The sequence below is a fragment of the Agitococcus lubricus genome, from assembly GCF_003051055.1.
Classification (GTDB): Bacteria; Pseudomonadota; Gammaproteobacteria; order Pseudomonadales; family Moraxellaceae; genus Agitococcus; species Agitococcus lubricus.
Window position 1 is genome coordinate 194,087 of sequence record NZ_QAON01000003.1, and the last position, 17,868, is coordinate 211,954.

19 protein-coding genes are annotated in these 17,868 nt (G+C 43.6%); 9 read left to right on the forward strand and 10 right to left on the reverse strand.

Annotation, left to right across the window (positions count from 1 at the left end; all coding sequences use genetic code 11):
• Positions 1-42: 42 nt before the first annotated feature.
• The 3 genes from C8N29_RS04705 to C8N29_RS04715 are packed head-to-tail and all read right to left on the reverse strand — an operon-like array spanning position 43 to position 2,010.
• The gene (locus tag C8N29_RS04705; protein ID WP_107864886.1) at positions 43-1,314 is read right to left on the reverse strand and encodes a DUF3570 domain-containing protein; all 1,272 of its coding nucleotides are present in this window, start codon (positions 1,312-1,314) and stop codon (positions 43-45) included.
• Complete coding sequence (locus C8N29_RS04710; protein WP_107864887.1) at positions 1,305-1,532, reverse strand: DUF4266 domain-containing protein; 228 nt, start codon at positions 1,530-1,532, stop codon at positions 1,305-1,307. The genes C8N29_RS04705 and C8N29_RS04710 overlap by 10 nt, the downstream gene beginning before the upstream one ends.
• A 31-nt stretch (positions 1,533-1,563) precedes the next feature.
• A complete protein-coding gene (locus tag C8N29_RS04715) occupies positions 1,564-2,010 on the reverse strand; it encodes a TlpA disulfide reductase family protein (protein WP_107864888.1) in 447 nt (148 codons plus the stop codon).
• Between the two features lie 240 nt (positions 2,011-2,250).
• On the opposite strand from C8N29_RS04715, the gene dsbD reads away from it, so the two are divergent.
• Positions 2,251-4,110 carry a protein-disulfide reductase DsbD gene (gene dsbD, locus C8N29_RS04720; RefSeq protein WP_107864889.1) on the forward strand — a complete coding sequence of 620 codons (1,860 nt, stop codon included), beginning with the start codon at positions 2,251-2,253 and terminating at the stop codon, positions 4,108-4,110.
• A gap of 42 nt (positions 4,111-4,152) precedes the next feature.
• Here the strand turns inward: dsbD and C8N29_RS04725 are convergent, their stop codons facing one another.
• Both C8N29_RS04725 and C8N29_RS04730 read right to left on the reverse strand, forming a co-directional pair.
• Positions 4,153-5,229, reverse strand: a complete 1,077-nt coding sequence (locus C8N29_RS04725) for an MBL fold metallo-hydrolase (protein ID WP_107864890.1) — start codon at positions 5,227-5,229, stop codon at positions 4,153-4,155.
• A 4-nt stretch (positions 5,230-5,233) separates the two neighbouring features.
• Positions 5,234-6,007, reverse strand: coding sequence for an SDR family oxidoreductase (locus C8N29_RS04730; RefSeq protein ID WP_107864891.1), 774 nt, complete (start codon positions 6,005-6,007; stop codon positions 5,234-5,236).
• A gap of 167 nt (positions 6,008-6,174) precedes the next feature.
• On the opposite strand from C8N29_RS04730, the gene C8N29_RS04735 reads away from it, so the two are divergent.
• Together C8N29_RS04735 and C8N29_RS04740 are read left to right on the forward strand one after the other, a co-directional pair.
• On the forward strand, positions 6,175-6,843 hold the full coding sequence (locus tag C8N29_RS04735) for a TetR/AcrR family transcriptional regulator (RefSeq protein WP_107864892.1): 669 nt from the start codon (positions 6,175-6,177) through the stop codon (positions 6,841-6,843).
• 82 nt (positions 6,844-6,925) lie between these two features.
• Positions 6,926-7,261 carry a protein tyrosine phosphatase family protein gene (locus C8N29_RS04740; protein WP_107864893.1) on the forward strand — a complete coding sequence of 112 codons (336 nt, stop codon included), beginning with the start codon at positions 6,926-6,928 and terminating at the stop codon, positions 7,259-7,261.
• 8 nt (positions 7,262-7,269) lie between these two features.
• On the opposite strand, the gene C8N29_RS04745 is transcribed toward C8N29_RS04740, so the two are convergent.
• A complete protein-coding gene (locus C8N29_RS04745; RefSeq protein ID WP_170106889.1) occupies positions 7,270-7,980 on the reverse strand; it encodes an energy transducer TonB in 711 nt (236 codons plus the stop codon).
• Positions 7,980-10,076 (reverse strand): TonB-dependent receptor, encoded by a 2,097-nt coding sequence (locus tag C8N29_RS04750; RefSeq protein WP_107864895.1) that lies wholly within the window; start codon positions 10,074-10,076, stop codon positions 7,980-7,982. Before C8N29_RS04750 ends, C8N29_RS04745 begins: the two co-directional genes overlap by 1 nt.
• 303 nt (positions 10,077-10,379) lie before the next feature.
• On the opposite strand from C8N29_RS04750, the gene C8N29_RS04755 reads away from it, so the two are divergent.
• From C8N29_RS04755 to C8N29_RS04780, 6 genes are all read left to right on the forward strand, one after another.
• Positions 10,380-11,882, forward strand: coding sequence for a DUF4331 domain-containing protein (locus tag C8N29_RS04755; protein ID WP_107864896.1), 1,503 nt, complete (start codon positions 10,380-10,382; stop codon positions 11,880-11,882).
• A 13-nt stretch (positions 11,883-11,895) separates the two neighbouring features.
• Positions 11,896-12,123, forward strand: coding sequence for a hypothetical protein (locus C8N29_RS04760; protein WP_107864897.1), 228 nt, complete (start codon positions 11,896-11,898; stop codon positions 12,121-12,123).
• A 106-nt stretch (positions 12,124-12,229) separates the two neighbouring features.
• Positions 12,230-13,327: a tetratricopeptide repeat protein gene (locus tag C8N29_RS04765; protein WP_107864898.1), complete on the forward strand. Its 1,098-nt coding sequence runs from the start codon at positions 12,230-12,232 to the stop codon at positions 13,325-13,327.
• Complete coding sequence (locus C8N29_RS04770; protein WP_107864899.1) at positions 13,324-14,424, forward strand: HupE/UreJ family protein; 1,101 nt, start codon at positions 13,324-13,326, stop codon at positions 14,422-14,424. The genes C8N29_RS04765 and C8N29_RS04770 overlap by 4 nt, the downstream gene beginning before the upstream one ends.
• Positions 14,425-14,562: 138 nt before the next feature.
• Positions 14,563-15,105, forward strand: a complete 543-nt coding sequence (locus C8N29_RS04775) for a sigma-70 family RNA polymerase sigma factor (RefSeq protein ID WP_107864900.1) — start codon at positions 14,563-14,565, stop codon at positions 15,103-15,105.
• Positions 15,102-15,800, forward strand: a complete 699-nt coding sequence (locus C8N29_RS04780) for an anti-sigma factor (RefSeq protein WP_107864901.1) — start codon at positions 15,102-15,104, stop codon at positions 15,798-15,800. Before C8N29_RS04775 ends, C8N29_RS04780 begins: the two co-directional genes overlap by 4 nt.
• Before the next feature lie 96 nt (positions 15,801-15,896).
• Here C8N29_RS04780 and C8N29_RS04785 read toward each other — a convergent pair whose 3' ends face one another.
• The 3 genes from C8N29_RS04785 to copC are packed head-to-tail and all read right to left on the reverse strand — an operon-like array spanning position 15,897 to position 17,854.
• Complete coding sequence (locus tag C8N29_RS04785; protein ID WP_107864902.1) at positions 15,897-16,649, reverse strand: class II aldolase/adducin family protein; 753 nt, start codon at positions 16,647-16,649, stop codon at positions 15,897-15,899.
• Positions 16,650-16,665: 16 nt separating this feature from the next.
• Positions 16,666-17,508: a CopD family protein gene (locus C8N29_RS04790; protein ID WP_170106890.1), complete on the reverse strand. Its 843-nt coding sequence runs from the start codon at positions 17,506-17,508 to the stop codon at positions 16,666-16,668.
• A complete protein-coding gene (gene copC / locus C8N29_RS04795; protein ID WP_170106891.1) occupies positions 17,501-17,854 on the reverse strand; it encodes a copper homeostasis periplasmic binding protein CopC in 354 nt (117 codons plus the stop codon). The genes C8N29_RS04790 and copC overlap by 8 nt, the downstream gene beginning before the upstream one ends.
• Between the last annotated feature and the right edge of the window lie 14 nt (positions 17,855-17,868).

Below are 17,868 nucleotides of genomic sequence, written 5' to 3' on the forward strand. Positions count from 1 at the left end.
CAGCGCGGGGAGTCCATACATAATGTCAACAGACCCTAGAGGTTAAAACTTAAAGGAATAACCAAACTGTACCACTAAAGCATTCAAATCAGGAAAGAGATTTTGCGTTTTTAATTGGCCAATCGCCTCACTGGGGCTACTGTTGCCACTTTGACTGTATTGTTCAACACGCACGCTAAATTCGCGGTCTTTGCTGAGCTTTTTCCCGTATTTAATCCCAAACGTCGTGGCATCAAATTCACCCAAGCGTGGGTCTGCGGATGCAAACTCAGGCAAGGCTTGACCATGTACTAAAAAGTAACGGTAAAAATCAGCTGCAGATTGGGTATAGAAACGTAAGTGCGGTTCTAAATAACTGTCATTCCCTAATTCATAACGATAGCGTAAGTCGAGCGTGTGAGAGTTAATGCCCCAGTCATCGGTCATAAAACGATAGGACACATCAATCACATCTTCAGTCAAATGGTATTTGGTTTGCCAAAAAAGACTATGACGGGTACGGCTATCGGGTCTGTTTTCATATAAATAATCGGTGGCAAAACCTGTTGTACCATCGACTAAACTTAAGACTTTATAGGGGTCAGTATGATAACCACTGGAGGTACTTAAGGAGTAGTTCCATTGCATGATGGTTTTGCGGTTAATCACTTGCGTGACCCCGAATAAGGCATCAATCACCGTTTTATTGTCGTTACCTTCTTTGCTATTAGCGGTCATCGCGCTAAATGCCGTCGGTTTGCCCCCCACAGGATTCAGGCTATCTAACTCCAAATTTAACCCTGCACTTAAGGTGGTATTTTTGTTATTGATATCTTTAGAAATAGCCCCGTTTAAGGATAAGGACTTAAAGTCAAACTCAGAAGAAATACCCCCGCCAATACTGGCTTTATAGTCTTCACCCAGTGGTTGTTCCCAGTTGGCATGTACCGCAGCCCGTGTGTCTTTGAACTCGCCATCTAAAGGTTGGCTATTGGGCGCCGTAGTATAGGCTTTATTTCCAGAAGGGCCAGTAAAGGTTTGTGGCTGACTGCTGGACGTTGCACCGTTAGGTGATGCCCCTGTTAAAGAATCTAAGGTCACTTTGAGGTTAAGGATACGCTCATCGCCATAGTCTTTTTTGAAGTTGACAATCGGTTCAGCGGCACTGACACGGCCATTGTCTTCTTTATAATATAAAACGGCAGTATCGACTTGCCATGCTTTATCGCTGACAGTGTCTGCTGCGGACACTGCACCCGATAACCCTAAAAGGCCACAACTGGCCGCTGCCAAAGCAGCACGCATAGATTGCGCTTTTTTTGCTGTTAGTTGCATCCGCAGCCACCTCCACCAAAACCACGTCCACCACTAGACGCTTCTTTACTAAAATAAATATGGTCATCAATCGCACTGTCGAGTGGTGCGCTATTGAGTTGCATTGAGGGTTTAGCCAGTAAGTCACGTTCCCACGGTTTAACACCTAAGGAGCTACAGCCACTGACAGTACTCACTAGCACAGTGGCTAGTAGTAGAAGCGATATTTTTTTAGCCATGATGATTCTCAGAGCATGAAGTGAATAAAAATTATTTGCTAACTAACAGGTCATTAAGTTCGCTTTCGTATTGCGCCTGTTTAGCGCTATGAAAGCCTTTATGCTTAAAGCGAGGCTTGCCGTCGCGGTCGATAATAAAAGAGCTAGGCATGGTGCTGACTTTGAAGTCTTCGGCTAATTTTCCGTCTTTATCGTATAACACCTTAAACTCAGGTTGGAATTCGGCTAAAAAGGCATCAGCCAATTTTTTATCTTGGTCAACATTGACAGCAATAATCACTAAGCCGTCTTTGCCACGTTGTTGTTGCATCTTTTTCAACCACGGAAAAGATTCGCGACAGGGACCACACCAAGATGCCCAAAAATCAACATAGACGACTTTGCCTTTGTAGGCATCTAGGTTCAGCGTATCAGCAATACCGACATTGATATTCAGACCAACAACGGCAGCCAGTAAGCAACTGCGGATTATGTTCATGGGTTTAACCTCTACATGACTAGGCCGATACGTCAATTTGTCTATACGCAAAGTGAGGTATCAACGGGCTTGTCACCATTCTAAACAGCCTTAACTTAAGAGTTTCTTAACAACAAAAAATATTACATAGGCTTAAAAAGAAAGATTCTCTACAACAAATGTCACATTGACCTTGTTAAGACTGTCTTAATGAAAAGGCGTTACAGTGCAAAAAAAATATTGTCTCGTGGGTTGTAGCTTATGAAACGTTTTTTCTGGTTAATGTGGTTGGTGATATGGAGTGCTGTTGTACAAGCGGCAGTTCCAAGTTTTGATGATATTCCTGCGGAAGAAGAATATTTGCCCGTAGAGCAAGCCTTTAAGCCTATTATTTCGACGAATGCAGGCCAAGTGCATGTGGGTTTTACGATTGCAGACGGTTATTATTTATATAAAAAACGTGTTTTTGTCATAGAGCAAGGGACTGAGCCAGCCATTGTGACTGGTGAGCCGCAATTTAATGCCACTGCACAAATTAAAAATGACCCTAATTTTGGCCGAGTAGAAATTTTTCATCATGCGGTGGCGGTAGATTTGCCTGTGTATGCTAAACAACGTACACAGCTTGGCCAAGATGTGGCGGTCACTCTCAGTTATCAGGGCTGCTCGGAGCAGGGCTTGTGTTATCCCCCACAAAAAATCCATACACAATTGCGTTTAACGCAACTTGCACCGACGACTGTCGTCAATAAAACCGATGTTCAGCCCATACGTATTAGCGATAAGGTGGTCACAACCGCACCAAAAGCCCCACAAGATGCCAATGGTTTAGCATCATTTTTGGCAAATAGTAGTCTTTGGTTAGTATTGGCAACCTTTTTAGTCTTGGGCATTGGTCTGTCATTTACGCCCTGTGTATTACCGATGGTGCCCATTTTATCGGGCATTATTGCTGGTCAAGGCCAAGGCTTATCGGCTAAACGTGGCTTTTTATTATCATTATCGTATGTGATTGGTATGGCGACCACGTATGCCATTGCAGGTATGTTGGTGGGCTATTTTGGCGCAAGTGCCAATTTATCGACATGGATGCAAAGTCCTGTTGTCTTGTCGGTATTTGCGGCTATTTTTGTTTTATTAGCCTTAGCCATGTTTGGCTTTTACGAATTGCAACTGCCTGCATTCATCCAAGACCGTTTGACCCATCTGAACCAAAAACAACAAGGAGGCACTTATGTGGGTGTCTTACTGATGGGAATTTTATCGGCATTGGTGGTGTCGCCATGTGTGTCTGCCCCGTTGGCAGGTGCTTTGTTGTATATCAGTAGTACAGGCGATATGTTCTTAGGCGGTGCTGCGTTATTGGCCTTGGGCTTAGGCATGGGGACGCCCTTATTGTTGATTGGTTTAGGGGGAGGGAGTTTAATTCCCAAAGCGGGTCAGTGGATGGTGATCGTCAAATCTGTTTTTGGTGTGTTGTTATTGATGGTGGCAATTTGGTTGTTATCTCGCTTTTTAGCAGGGGTTGTCACCTTGGTATTATGGGGCTTTTTGTTAATTGTCTGTGGTATTTTGATGGGCGCATTAGACCATACCCAAACAGGTTGGCCTCGCTTTTGGAAGGGGCTAGGTGTCGGTTTATTGGTCTGGGGTGTCTTGTTGTTAGTTGGTGCAGCTAATGGTCAATCAAATCCCTTGCAACCCTTACAATTTAGTATGAGCAATGGCCAAGCTAACCCTGAAAGCAGCGAAGTAAATTTCCGTAAAGTCACGACAACTCAAGAGTTAAATCTGGCATTAGCCGAGGCCAAGCAACAGGGCAAAACCGCTTTGTTAGATTTTTACGCCGATTGGTGTATTGCCTGTGTAGAAATGGCGCATGATACATTTAGCTCGCCCAAAGTGGCACAAGCACTGAGCTCTGTGATGCTGATACAAGCCGACATTACCCAGAATGATGCTAATTCACAGGCGTTATTAACGCATTTTGATTTATTTGGCCCACCCAGCGTCTTGTTTTTTGATGCACAGGGACAAGAGTTAAAGACTATGCGTATTATGGGCAGTATGGGGGCTGAGGATTTTATTGACCACCTTAAACCCCTAGCCGCCACACACTAAATTGTGCAAATAACGGGATGCGTGATGTCATCCCGATGTCTCTTAACGCTGTAATTGGCCAAACTCGGCTTCGCCAATTAAAAAGCTGCTTTGTTGTTGAGGTACTAGCCAATAGGGAGTGGCTTCACTCGATGACGCACAATTAGGATAATCTGGATTAACCGATGCGCCCGCAATCGTTTTTTCCATCACCATCGAAATGTATTGGTCATTACTGCCTTCTAGGGTGTTCCCGTTTAAGATAACCTCTGCACCTGTCGCTTTGGCATAACGACGAATGGCGTTAATTCGGGAGTTTTTAGGTTCATAAGCATCTGCACCCACGCCATTTTCAGAAGATACCCGAATCCCATCACGCACGCGCGCCACTAAAGAGTGATTCCCATGCGTGTGACCTGCGGTATGTACTAAGGCGACACCACGGCCTAATTGAATACTGTCATCAAACATGACAATTTTGTCTAGGCTCACGCCCTTAATCCCATTCGGGCAATACCAATCGGCTTGGCAAGGCAAGAGCGCAGTGGTTGATAACCACTCTTTACGGTGTACGAGTAATTTTGCGTTAGGAAAATAACCTTGCTGCTGACCTATTCCTAACCATTTACGTAAGTCTTGAGTATGTAAATGGTCATAACTAATATAGTCGACTTTTTCTGGCGCAATGCCTGTACTGGCTAAGGCACTTTCGACACTGTGATAAATGGGAGCCATCACATCTTGTGCTTTTTTGGGTAAACGCATTTTATCAACTAAACGCTTAAAAAAAGGCGTTTCGCGATTGCCGTCAATGTCGGATGGCGAAAATAGCAGGGTTTTTATTGCCCCTTCAAAATCTTTGTATTGGACAATAAACAAACGGTTTAAGATGTGTATAAACGGAAAGCGATAGGTGCTTTGCGCATAAACTCCGCTATAACCATACCACGTGGGATAGGGTACACGAATTAAGTTAATACTTTTATAAAATAAGACTTCTGGCTCATCCATAAAGCGTTCTCTAAAGGCGAGTGCAGCTTTACGCGTTGCATTGAGTTGCTCTTGAGGCAAAGGCGATTGACGGCAAGTATCAAAATCAGTAATCGCTTTCATCGCGGGTGAGAGGGCAAACGTAGTCATGGGCTTATCCTTTACGGCTAATAAATTGATTGATGGTACGGCTAATAAAATCGGGGGCAGCGCCTGAAAGGGCATAAAAACCACGGGTAGGAAATCCTACTGTCCAATGCACTTTAGCCAAACGTTTTTGGTAATTAGCCGCTTGCCAAATGGTTTGTGCCACATCGATGGCTGTTAAACTGACCCCCATGTTTTTGATGCTGTTGGCATCCATATTTGTCACCATGCTGGTTTGAACAAAAAGAGGCAGAACATCCATTACCCGAATACCATCGCCAGCCCATTCAAGCTCTAAGGCTTCGGTTAAGCCACGTACGGCAAATTTCGTCGCAGAATAAACCGCTAACGACGGTTGGCCATACAATGCGGAGGCAGAACATAAATTGATAATACGAGCATTCGCCGTTTGTTTCAGATAGGGATAGGCCAAATAACAGCCATTTAAGACACCTTTTACATTGACATCTATCAATTGATGTAAACGTTTGAGGGGAATTTCGGTACATTTGCCAGACGCTAAAATGCCTGCATTGTTTAATAACACATCTAAACGGCCTGTTTTACTAAAAAAAGCGGTGAGTGCTTTTTGCCATTGTGCTTCATCGGCAACATTCAGTTGACCCGTCATGCACACGTGTTGACCCAGTTCCTGCTGTAGTTTGTGAAGACCTGTTTCATCAATATCAAATAGCCCGACAAACCAGCCATTTTGGGCAAATAGACGTGCGGTTTCTGCACCAATCCCTGCGGCTGCACCCGTGATAAAAATACATGGCATTGACATGATGATGTGACCCTCTTTTGACAAAGTAGCATTGTGCATCTTAGCTTGATTTGCAAGGTGCGGTTTAGCCCCTACATGGATAGATTTTTTTAGCCCATAATAGGTGTTTAGTTTGTTTAGGTTATTTTAGGAAAGATTTCTTTCCTAATTCAAGAGGGAATATGCAAGATTCCGACGAAATGAGTACGAAAGTACCCAAAAAAAGTACCAAACGCGGTTACGGTGGCCGTAGTGCTGAACAGTTGGCAGAGGAACGTTATCAGCGTTTAATGGCGAGTGCCTTAGAGTTATTTGGGACAGTAGGGTATTTACCAACCACCGTAGAGAAGTTATGTGCCCACGCCAAAGTAACACCCCGTCATTTTTATGAGCATTTTGCCGACCGTGAAGCCATATTAATTGCCGTGTTCAAGCTAATTTTACAGGAAACCCGTATGGCTGTTTTACACGCCATGTTGGATGAAAAGATAGCGTTAGAACAGCGCCTATTGGCGGGAATGAATGCATTTTTACAGGCTCATTTAGATGATATCAGACGGGTGCGTATTACCACGCAAGAAATATTAGGCGTCAGTCAACGCGTAGAAGCGGTTAGAAATGAAGCAATCACAGAATTTGCGGTGTTAATTGAAAACTATTTAGCCATTTGGGTGGCACAGCAAAAAATCCCTGCGCGTAATTATCGCGTATTAGCCTTTGGCCTAGTGGGTGCGATGCATGAGCTACAAATTGCATGGTTAAATCAGCAAGTGCCGCAAGAACGAGGCCTTTTGCTGGCAGAAATGGCGTTTATTTTACAAGCGATGATGCGTGGCGTGCAGTTTTCATGATAGATACTTTAAGATATAAGCAATTACCTAAACGTCAAACAACAACAGATTTTCGCGTATTCGCATAAACAGGAGACAGTCAATGACCCAACACATTGGTTTTGCTGGACAATTATATCCAGAACAAATGCAAGAAGTTGCCGCCCGTGGTTTTAAGACCGTGATTAACAATCGTCCCGATTATGAAGAAGGCGCACAACAACCCACAGCCGCTCAAATGCAAGAAGCAGCCCAAGCGCAGGGGTTAAGTTATGTACATCAGCCTGTGATTAGTGGCCAAATTACCCAAGAAAATGTTGAGCAATTTGCTAAATATGTCAATGAGTTACCCAAACCTGTTTTAGCATTTTGTCGCACAGGCAATCGTTGTAATAATCTTTATCAATTAGCTAAACAAATGGATTTATTAGACGACTAAAACACAAGCTAACTAAGCTGAAAGTGAATCGGGACAATCACCCATGCACTAATGGCCTCAGTACCCCGTTTAGCAGGCACAAAACGCCACAATTTGACGGTTTTTTGTGCTGATTCATCTAACAGTTTAAAGCCTGAGCTTTCGGCTAATTCTATGGCTTCGGCCAAGCCTTGTTCTGATACCTTAACGCGTAGTTTAACGATGCCTTGTTGTTGTAAGCGTCGGGCAAAACTTGGATAACTGGGTTTTGGGTTTTTTAAATAAGCGGCATCAAAAATTGGTTCTGCTATGTCCTCTGTGGTACTAGGATAGTCTGTCTTTGTGATGTCTTGTTTAGCCTGTTCTAAAGTAGCCGTGTCTATAGCCTTTGTGGTGTCAGTGCTCAGTTCGTGTGATGCTTCTGCTGCTGTATTCAATATTGCTTCAATGCTGGCTTGATGTGTTGTTGGGCTTGAGGTGTTAATTGTTTTAACAACATCAGATTTAGCCTTTGCTGGGCTTGTAGTATGAGGTTTTATAGGCTCAGAAATGGCTTGTGCCTGCGTGAGTTTGTGTGTGGTTACCTGTTGATAGACTAACGTCACTGTCACAGGCGGCGTGATTGTTTGCTCTGGACGATGCGGACTCAGATAAAGAAGAATGGCTAATACACCATGCAAAGCCAGTGAACATGACAAAGGTTTTGCATAGTCATAGCATGGAGTCCGCTTAGACCACATTACCATTGCCCTTGTAAGCTAACACGAAAGCTACGCGCTTCTGCAGGATGAACGTGTACATCTTCAATGCCTGTACGGTCTGGATTTTGTGGCGAGCATGCGCTGTCTTGCTGGTCGTAAGGTGTACAAGAGGCATAATAATAAGCAATATCTTGATTTTGTTGATTAAATACATTCAATACATCAAGTCTCAATGATAACTGCGGGTTGTAATGATAACTCAGTTTAAGGTTGGTGACAGTAGAAGACTCAGCACGAATTTGATTATCTTCGGTGAGTGGTCGGCTGCCTAAATAGCGTAAGCGTGCATCTAAAAACCAACGACTAGAAAATTGCATATTTATGCCAAGAGTGCCTGTTTTTTCGACAGCATTGGGAATATAAGACTCTGACGTATTGTCAGTTTTGAAGCGTGCTTTTGACCATGTAATATCCGCTTCTAGACTCAGCCAGTCATTGAGTGCATAGTGCTGACTTAATTCTACACCGTAACGTTTGCTAGGTTTGTTTTCTTCGGTGTTGCCTGCATCGCCAATAAATACCAGTTCTGAGTCGCTGTCTAATTGCCATATAGCCAGTGTACGGTCTAAGTTTTTTGCTAACTTAGTTCGTAAACCCAATTCTAAGGCGCGAGTTTTTACTAAGGCAGGGGAAGGGGCTGCGGCTTGTAAATAGTTGGCATCACGCGGGTCTGGATTGAGTCGTGTGCTAGTCCCACGCGCATCATTACTATGAAAGCCATAGCCCCAATTCGCATAGTATTCATCATGAGGCGTAGGGTTAAAACTGAGACCAAATTTAGGGCTAAACATATGAGCAGATTCCTGACCACTATTGGCATTTAAGTGCGCTTCTACCTCACTATAAAAAAAATCAGCGCGTAGTCCAATCAGACTGCGTAGGCTTGGTGTCCATTGGATTTGTTGTTGACCATATAAACCCACCAGTGCTTGCTGCACCTTATCTTCGCGAATGGTATCGGTGTTTTGTCTGGCTTGAGAGAGATAAAGACCAACTTCGTCAATGGCATCATAGCGGCCTTCAATGCCTAAACGATGTTGTATGGGTAAACCATCAAAGCTAGTTAATTGCGTTTGTTCATGCTCAAAGCCAAACACAGTGCGGTTATCAACTTGATGAAATTGGTCACCTTGTGAGGGATTATCTAAAAAATAACTAAAGTTTGAATACAGGTCTAATTCATAGTTGAGGACATAAAATGAGGATTGCGATTGTTGTTCGGCTTGGTTGTGACGATGTTGCCAAGACAAACTCAGCCGACGACTATTGCCACCATCGGTTTTGTCAATCGTGTCATAGCGGTCTAGTATGCCCGCCTGAATAAGCCGCTCAGGAATTTGGTCTGTGGCTTGCCATGAGGCATCGTAGGCCAATACATTGATTGCCCAACCATTATCTGGCTTGCCGTGGGTAAAACGTAACACAGCGTTGACTTTTTCGAGGTCTTCTTCGAGCTGCCAAGGGCCATTATTGCGTTGAAGCTCAAGGGCATACCAGAGTTTATTACTTGCTGAGAGTGTCTGAGGTTGAGCGAATACAAGCCGTTGATAATCATGTTCGCCCAGTGTGGTTAACAACATAGATTGTGGTAAAGACCATAGATAATCAATATCCGCACTGCCTGCACTGGCAAAATCCCCATCTTTGGCATCATAACTGCCTTTTCGGTAGTGAATAGAAGCAATTAACTCAGGAATAACAAAGTTCAAATCGCTGTAACCTTGACCATGACCGTGGGTTGGCATATTGACAGGCATATCAAGTACAGAAGTCGCAAAATCCGTACCGTGGTCTAAATTAAAACCCCGCAAAAAATATTGATTTGCTTTGCCATCGCTGCTGTGTTGTGTGACCACAAGGCCTGGTACGGTTTCTAAAATTTCACCTGTTCTGAGAATAGCGCGTTGTGTCAAGGATTGGCCTTCGATAATGCCTTCACTTGCTGTTGTGGCAATCCCTATGTGTTTTTCGGTTTGGCTATGTACGGTTACGGTACTCAGTACTGGCATATCACTGGCCACTGCAAAAGAGCTATAACAAAAACTGATGTAGATAAAAAATCGAGAGCTGCGCATGTAGAGTCCTTATTGTCGTCGCAAAAGTATTTTTGATACTTAGCTATACGAACCCAAACACAATTTAGATGCACCGCTCGCAATTTTTAAAGTCAAATAATAAAAAAGAATATATTGCATCCAAAAGCCAATTCACGACGTATAGCTTGTAGGAGAGTAAAAAATCTCCATAGCGCTTAGCGTGAATGTGCGCCTCAAACTACTGCCGCTATACACCAGCACACTGTGTTAGATGATGTGTGTTTTTAACCAAATAGCTCTACTTTATAAGCTATGCGTAATAAAAAAATTGAGGATGTATCAATGGCTACTTTACACCGTCGTTTTGCCTTAACCGCCTTAACAGGGGCATTATTGAGTTTGTCGATGACCACAGCCTTTGCGTCTAGTCATCGTGAAGCACCATCAATCACCAAATCACCGAAAGTGGATGCCACCGATTTTTATATGTTTAGAAGTTATGAAGCTAACAGAGCAGGCTTTGTAACGCTAATTGCCAATTATTTACCGCTACAAGATGCCTATGGTGGGCCTAATTATTTTAGCTTAGACCCAAACGCCTTATATGAAATTCATATTGATAATACAGGCGATGCAGTTGAAGATTTAACCTTTCAATTTCGATTTAAGAATAATTTAGCCGACCTGCAAGTGCCTGTGAATGGCGTTAACGTCTCTGTACCGCTTATTAATATTGGTCAAATTTCTGCGGCTAATAACAGTGCACTCAACGTCAGAGAAAGTTATTCACTGGATGTAGTGAAAGGTACACGTCGGGGTGGTGTGCGTATGGCGGTGACAGGCAGCAATGGCCAAACGTCCTTTACTAAGCCCGTAGATAATATTGGCAATAAATCCATTCCTAACTATGCTAGCTATGCTAATAATTTTATTCATACGATTAACATTCCTAATTGCGCCACACAAGGAAAAGTGTTTGTCGGGCAGCGCAAAGACCCCTTTGCTGTCAATTTGGGTGAAACCTTTGATTTGGTTAATATTAAAGCACCAGCGACGGCCTTCGACCCGAATGCTGAAGATAAAGGCTTAGATACCTTAAAAGATAAAAACGTCACTACGTTAGCTTTAGAATTGCCGATTAGTTGTTTAACAGCCGCTAATGAGCCTGTGATTGGTGCATGGACAACAGCCAGTTTACGCCAAGCACGTTTGTTAAATCCTGCACCTAAAAGTGGTCATAACAATGCCAGTAAAGAAGGTGGGGCATGGACACAGGTATCACGTTTAGGCATGCCATTAGTGAATGAAGTGGTGATTGGTCTCAAGGATAAAGATAAGTTTAATGCCAGTAAACCCAAAGATGACGCACAGTTTGCGACTTATGTGACCAATCCAACGTTGCCAGCCTTATTAGAAATCTTGTTTGGGAGTGCAGGCGTAAAAGCTCCCACTAAATTTCCGCGTCAAGATTTAGTCACCGCCTTTTTGACAGGCGTAGAAGGCTTAAATAAGCCAAAAACCGTGACACCATCCGAAATGTTACGTCTCAATACCACCATTGCCCCAGCCGCTAAAGACCAGCAAAAACGCTTAGCCGTATTAGCGGGTGATAATGCAGGCTTCCCGAATGGTCGTCGTCCAGGGGATGATGTGGTGGATATTGCTTTGCGTGTGGTGATGGGGCGTTTGTGTTTGTTAAATGTTGGCTGTACAGCAGCTGATGCACCGTCTGCGGCGATAGATTTTACCGATGGTGCGTTACAAAGCCCAAGCCAATTTGATGATAGCTTCCCCTATCTCAAACCTGCTTTAGCAGGCTCACCTAATGTTGCCTCAAGCAAATAAGAGAGAGTAAATCATGAAAAAAATACTTCTTCTTTGTGTTTTAGGGGGCTTGTTGGCTGCTTGTAATGATAACGATTCTGAGCCGATGACTAAGGGTAATGTGACCAAACCTGCACAGGATAGTTTTACGACAACGGTACAAGCGCAAGCCACCAGTAGTCCAGAAGATACTGAGCCTGTTGACATTGAAGCGATTGCATTAAGCAGCGCCGAAGATACAGAACCTGTCAGTATTCAATAATTCTTGGCAATCTGAGACTGCATGTCAGTCTCAGAGCTAAGGCAAATACTTGGTCTAGATTTGGTGAAGATATATGGGACGTTTATCTTGTCTGGTAATAGGAATTATGAGTGTGTCATTGACCTCTGTTGTCACTGCCGCGCCCAGAATTCCGCATGATATCAATGAGGTATTAGCCGTTTTACCTACCAAATTGACACAACAGCAAATCATGCCCAAGACAGCGTTAACGCAAGAGCAAACCATTAGCCAAGTTCAACACTTTCTAAAACTGGCGACAGAAAATGCCGACCCACGTTATCTGGGTTATGCACAAGCCTTATTACAACCGTGGTCAACGACACAACATAGAGATATTTTGTTGCTACGCGCACGAATAGCACAAATGAATCACGATTTTGATGCGGCATTAAAGGATTTAGATACCGTTTTAGCGCAATCACCTAATCATGCCGAAGCTTTATTATTAAAAACGGGTATTTATTTGGTTAAAGGCGAAATAAATCTAGCTCAGCAGAGTTGTCAGCCACTTCGACAGTTAGCTACCTTAGTATTTGGCTTAATTTGCCAAACACAAATTCAAGCATTGGGTAAAAATGCTGAGCAAGCCTATCAACAAATGTTAAAGCTCAGCACCCTCGTCGCGAGTTTAGAAGATGAGCAGCAAGCGTGGTTTTATTTGGCATTTGGCGATTTAGCCATGCGTTTGGGCAATTATCAACAAGCTGAGTTTTTATATAAAAAAATTCCACAGCGTCAGCCTGTGGTGTTGGCTGCGATTGCTGACCTTTGGTTGCTACAAAAGCGTTATGCAGACGTGCAAACCTTATTGATAGGGCATCAACAACAAGATGCCTTGTTACTGCGTTTAGCCATTGCCGAAAAGCAACTGGCCACTAAACAAGCAAATCTGTACCAACAAATCTTAGCGAATCGTTTTGCCGCCTTGCGACAACGTGGTGACGACAGTCATTTACGCGAAGAGGCAATATTTGCCCTGAAAGTACAAGCCCAACCGGCTGCCAGTTTGTTATTGGCAAGAAAAAATTGGCAACAACAACGTGAGCCAGCCGATGCCGTGATTTATTGGCAAGCGGCTTCTGCGCAACAATCGACGAGTGACCTTAAGTTGTTAAAAGAGTGGTATCAAAGCACAGGCTTAAAGGATAAAACGGTGATGATGGCACAAGGAGTGTCGCCATGAAATATCTAGTTATATTATGGCTTTGTTTATATAGCAGTATTGTCACTGCCCACAAAGCCAGCGACAGTTATTTGACCTTAAATGTTCAAGACGATGCGACGGTGCTAGGACGTTGGGATATTGCCTTACGCGACTTGGATTTATTATTAAATCTAGATGAAAACCAAGATAGACAACTGACATGGGGCGAGGTGTTACAGCAAAATCAGGCAATTGAACAATTAGCACGGAGCAACTTACTGCTACAACGTGGCGAACCGTGCCAAACATTTCAGTTTCAGCCTTTAGCCATAGACAGTCATGTGGATGGCCAATATGCGGTATTACAGTTTCAGACTCAGTGTGCCAGTGCAGGCGACTGGCAGCTTAAATATCAACTATTGGCAAATATAGATCAAACACATCGCGGCATTTTGCAATGGCAGCAAAATTATCAGGTACTAACGCCTGCTAATACATGGCAAACACTGGGGATAGCCACAACCAAAACACAAACATTTAGTCAATTTTGGCAACAAGGTGTGATTCATATTTGGTTGGGATATGACCATATTTTGTTCTTAATTTCCTTGTTATTGCCTGTGGTGTTAATACGGCAGCAACAAGGCTGGCGAGCGGTGACGGATTGGCGTGTTGCAATGATAGATGCCACATGGATTGTCACCGCCTTTACCGTAGCTCATTCCATCACCTTAGTCTTAGCCGCACAACAATGGCTTTATTTACCTTCACGGTGGGTGGAGTCGGTGATTGCTTTATCGGTGATGATAGCCGCCTTACATAATTTATGGCCAATATGGCATCGTTATCGTTGGTTAATGGCTTTTGTTTTTGGTTTGATTCATGGTTTTGGTTTTGCCAGCGTCTTAGCCGATATTCAGGTGGAAGGACAAATATCACTGACGGCATTATTAGGTTTTAATGTGGGAGTGGAAACAGGCCAATTAGCGATTGTGTTACTGCTGATTCCCATCCTGTATCGCTTCAGAGAATCTTCAAAATATCAATCGCTTATATTAAAAGGTGGCTCAGGTGTGATTTTGTTGATCGCTTGTTTATGGTTTGTTGAACGCGTATTTGCTATTCAATTTGGATGATAACTGATGACCTGACAAGAGAATTAGGGCATAGTTGTGAACCTATTGAGAAGTCATCATACTAATCAGTATTGATGGTATTACTTACTCGATGGTGTAAATAATAAGCTTTAAAACTCAACGATATTGGGGAAGGACATGGCGGAAGATTTAGCCGTCTTATTGTGCAAAACGGCCTTAGGCGATCAGCGTGCGTTTGAACGATTGTATCAATTATCCTCACCAAAATTATACGGTGTCGCCTTAGTGGTTCTGAAGCGCAAAGACTTAGCAGAGGAAGCCTTGCAAGATGCTTTTGTCAGTGTTTGGCATTCGGCGCACAGCTTTTCGATGGAGAAAGGCAGTGCGCAAACATGGTTAACCACAATTGTTCGTAATCGTTGTTTGGATAAGTTACGTCGCCAGCCGCAAGGCATTGTCGATTTACAACCCGAAGAATGGGAAAACATGATTTCTGACAAGGCAGAGCCTTTAGACGAAGTGATGGCCGATGCCGATGCAAAGCGCTTAAATAAATGTTTAGAACATTTGGATGAAAATCAGCGTAAATCGGTGGCTTTAGCCTACTTTCAAGGCTTATCGCACAGTCAATTAGCTACCCAACTCAGTGCGCCATTGGGGACAGTCAAAGCATGGGTCAGACGTGGCCTCGATAAATTGAAGGGGTGTTTGCAGTTATGAATTATCAGCAACCCGAATTACAACAACGCCTTGCCGCTGAGTATGTATTAGGTACCTTACATGGTCAGGCCAGAGTCCGTTTTGAAGCGCTCATGGTTGAACAACCTGCCTTACGGCGTTTAGTCATGGCATGGGAACAACGGCTCGCGCCTTTGTCCTCTCAAATTAAAGCCCAGCCTGTACCTGCAACGGTATGGCCTAAAGTCCGCCAGCGTTTAGGTTTTGAACCGATGCCTGCACCCAAAACAGGTTTAACTTTTTGGCATAAATGGTTGTGGAGTGGCAGTGTATTTGCCTCGGTCTTTGCAGGCATGTTGATTTGGAAAAACTTAATTTATCAAGCACCTGTCATACCCAGTTTTAAGGATGTGGCAGTCTTGAGTAGTGATAAAGCTGAACCTGTGTGGATTGTTAGAATTACCGATGATGGTCAGCAACTCAAACTCAGTAGTTTAGATTTACCCAATGTACCCACTGACCGAGATTTAGAATTATGGGCAATTGCTGATAGCGCACCCGAATCCTTGGGGGTGATGCGCGTTGTGAATGGCCAAGTCGAACTGATTTTTAGTGCCAAACAAAAACAACGCTTTGACCAAGGTAAAGTGTTAGCAATTAGTTTAGAGCCTAAAGGTGGCTCACCCACAGGCAGTCCAACAGGCGCAGTGTTATTTACAGGAAAGTTAAAAATTTAGGTGGTTTGGTTTCGACTTCGCTCAACCACCACGACTTCACTCAGCCACCTCGATTTCGCGATATTAGCGTTGGCTGAGCGGAGTCTAAGCCAAATATTACACGGCATAACCGCCATTTTTGCGGTCAAGTTTGCGTAATAAAGCAGGCCAAGCCAATGCGCCTCCCATACCCAAAGTCACTTGTGCCATTTGTTGTGAGGCCATTGCCAAGATATTGTCGGGAATATGGACTAATTCATGGCCACCTGACTGGGCGCGTACTTGCACCATACACGCGGCTTCAAAAATATACATCGCTAAAAATGCCTCAGCGACCGATTTTCCTACCGTTAATAAACCATGATTTCTGAGCATCAAAAAGTTTTTCGCCCCCAAATCAGCCAATAAGCGTGGCTTTTCATCTTCTAATAAGGCCACACCTTCATAATCGTGATAGGCCAAGGATGACAAAACAAAATAAGCCTGTTGCGAGAGAGGCAATACGCCATTTTTTTGCGCAGAAACGGCAACTCCGTTAATGGAGTGTGTGTGCATGACACACTGTGCATCTTCACGCGCCCCATGAATACAACTATGAATGGTAAAACCTGCGGGATTGATGGGATAGGGCGAGTCCATGACTTTTTCGCCAGCTAAGTTAATTTTGACTAAAGACGAGGCGGTGATTTCTTCAAACATCATGCCGTAAGGATTAATGAGAAAATGCTCGGTATTGGGAATTTTGACAGTAATATGGGTAAAAATTAAATCATCCCAACCATATAAAGCGACTAAACGATAGGCAGCAGCCAAATCAACACGGGCTTGCCATTCTTCGCTAGAAACAAGATTTTTAAGTGATTGCGTCATAGAAATTTCCTTAATTTTAAGAACTGGGGTCGGTATTGGCTAAGGTTGTTGCCACAATGAATATGCCAACTAATAAAAGACTTTCAATCAATAGGATATGATTAAAACCACGGTCTATCCTGCCGTGTTGCTGAATAATGCCTAAACGTAAAAAACGGTTATACGCGGCTAATACTAAGGCCAGTAGCAAAAAGCCCAATTTGAGACCGAGGAGTTGACTATAGTGTGTTGTCCAGTTGCCTTGACTCCATTGCCACATACGTATCCCGTCAGCAAAACCTGTTAAGAGAATTGCCAAGAAACAAATCAATGCCCATTCTGAGAGTTGTTGGCTAAAGTAAACAATCTGTACGTATGCTCGCGTTTGATAGTACAGATATAACCAAATCATGCCTAGCCATGTACACCCAGCCAGTAGATGAGTGGTATGAATAACAACGGCATAACTCCAGAGGCCTGCTTCGGCACTATGGCCATTGGCGGCTAAGCTATAGCTTATGATGAGACACGACAAAACCGTACAGCCTTGTCGCCATACGGCCGTCAACAAAAACTGACTCAGCACTAAGCACAGGCTAGCCAGTAGTTTAATAACCAGTAATAGACCAATTTGTGATTTAGTGATGACCAGTATCAGGCTATCACTCAACGCTGACCATGATTGCTCTGTTAAGAGTAAACTCGTAACAGCGAGGTCGATGACCATGGTCGATAGTAACAGGACACAGCTGGCCTTGAGCAGATTGCGTTGATAGTCAATATGGCATAAAAAAAGAAAAGCATGGCCAAACACAAATGCCAGTAATATCAAGCTGACGACGTGATTCAGTTGTGCTAACAGAGGCAACGACTCAGTCACGCGGTTTGACCGTAAAGGAATAACTGCTTTTAACCCGATGACCATCTTGAGAAACGACTGACCATTTCACCAAATATTCTCCAGCGGCTAACGGTGGCAGGGGAATGCTGAGGGTATTGGCAGGCTCTGACACAAACACAGGTTTAGCTAAGGGGATTTCTTTCTGCTGGGCATTAAATAAATGTATATGACAAAATGCAGGTTCGAGGGCTTCGTTAAAGCTCAGTGTGAGTTGAGTAGGGGCATTAACGGTGGCTTTGGCGGCTGGGCTTTGGCTTAAAAGTTTGGTGTGTGCTAAGCCAAATTGACTCAGCACCAGTAATCCTAAACACAATAAAAAACGCACAGTAAGACTCCAAA

What these genes read in the sequence shown, in the direction of transcription:
- C8N29_RS04735 (WP_107864892.1), top strand. Translation starts at nt 6,175, where the DNA reads ATGCAAGATTCCGACGAAATGAGTACGAAAGTACCCAAAAAAAGTACC.
- C8N29_RS04760 (WP_107864897.1), top strand. Translation starts at nt 11,896, where the DNA reads ATGAAAAAAATACTTCTTCTTTGTGTTTTAGGGGGCTTGTTGGCTGCT.
- dsbD (WP_107864889.1), top strand. Translation starts at nt 2,251, where the DNA reads ATGAAACGTTTTTTCTGGTTAATGTGGTTGGTGATATGGAGTGCTGTT.
- C8N29_RS04730 (WP_107864891.1), bottom strand. Translation starts at nt 6,007, where the DNA reads ATGCCATGTATTTTTATCACGGGTGCAGCCGCAGGGATTGGTGCAGAA.
- C8N29_RS04745 (WP_170106889.1), bottom strand. Translation starts at nt 7,980, where the DNA reads ATGTGGTCTAAGCGGACTCCATGCTATGACTATGCAAAACCTTTGTCA.
- C8N29_RS04770 (WP_107864899.1), top strand. Translation starts at nt 13,324, where the DNA reads ATGAAATATCTAGTTATATTATGGCTTTGTTTATATAGCAGTATTGTC.
- C8N29_RS04775 (WP_107864900.1), top strand. Translation starts at nt 14,563, where the DNA reads ATGGCGGAAGATTTAGCCGTCTTATTGTGCAAAACGGCCTTAGGCGAT.
- C8N29_RS04715 (WP_107864888.1), bottom strand. Translation starts at nt 2,010, where the DNA reads ATGAACATAATCCGCAGTTGCTTACTGGCTGCCGTTGTTGGTCTGAAT.
- C8N29_RS04740 (WP_107864893.1), top strand. Translation starts at nt 6,926, where the DNA reads ATGACCCAACACATTGGTTTTGCTGGACAATTATATCCAGAACAAATG.
- C8N29_RS04755 (WP_107864896.1), top strand. Translation starts at nt 10,380, where the DNA reads ATGGCTACTTTACACCGTCGTTTTGCCTTAACCGCCTTAACAGGGGCA.
- C8N29_RS04710 (WP_107864887.1), bottom strand. Translation starts at nt 1,532, where the DNA reads ATGGCTAAAAAAATATCGCTTCTACTACTAGCCACTGTGCTAGTGAGT.
- C8N29_RS04725 (WP_107864890.1), bottom strand. Translation starts at nt 5,229, where the DNA reads ATGACTACGTTTGCCCTCTCACCCGCGATGAAAGCGATTACTGATTTT.
- C8N29_RS04780 (WP_107864901.1), top strand. Translation starts at nt 15,102, where the DNA reads ATGAATTATCAGCAACCCGAATTACAACAACGCCTTGCCGCTGAGTAT.
- C8N29_RS04785 (WP_107864902.1), bottom strand. Translation starts at nt 16,649, where the DNA reads ATGACGCAATCACTTAAAAATCTTGTTTCTAGCGAAGAATGGCAAGCC.
- C8N29_RS04750 (WP_107864895.1), bottom strand. Translation starts at nt 10,076, where the DNA reads ATGCGCAGCTCTCGATTTTTTATCTACATCAGTTTTTGTTATAGCTCT.
- C8N29_RS04765 (WP_107864898.1), top strand. Translation starts at nt 12,230, where the DNA reads ATGAGTGTGTCATTGACCTCTGTTGTCACTGCCGCGCCCAGAATTCCG.
- C8N29_RS04705 (WP_107864886.1), bottom strand. Translation starts at nt 1,314, where the DNA reads ATGCAACTAACAGCAAAAAAAGCGCAATCTATGCGTGCTGCTTTGGCA.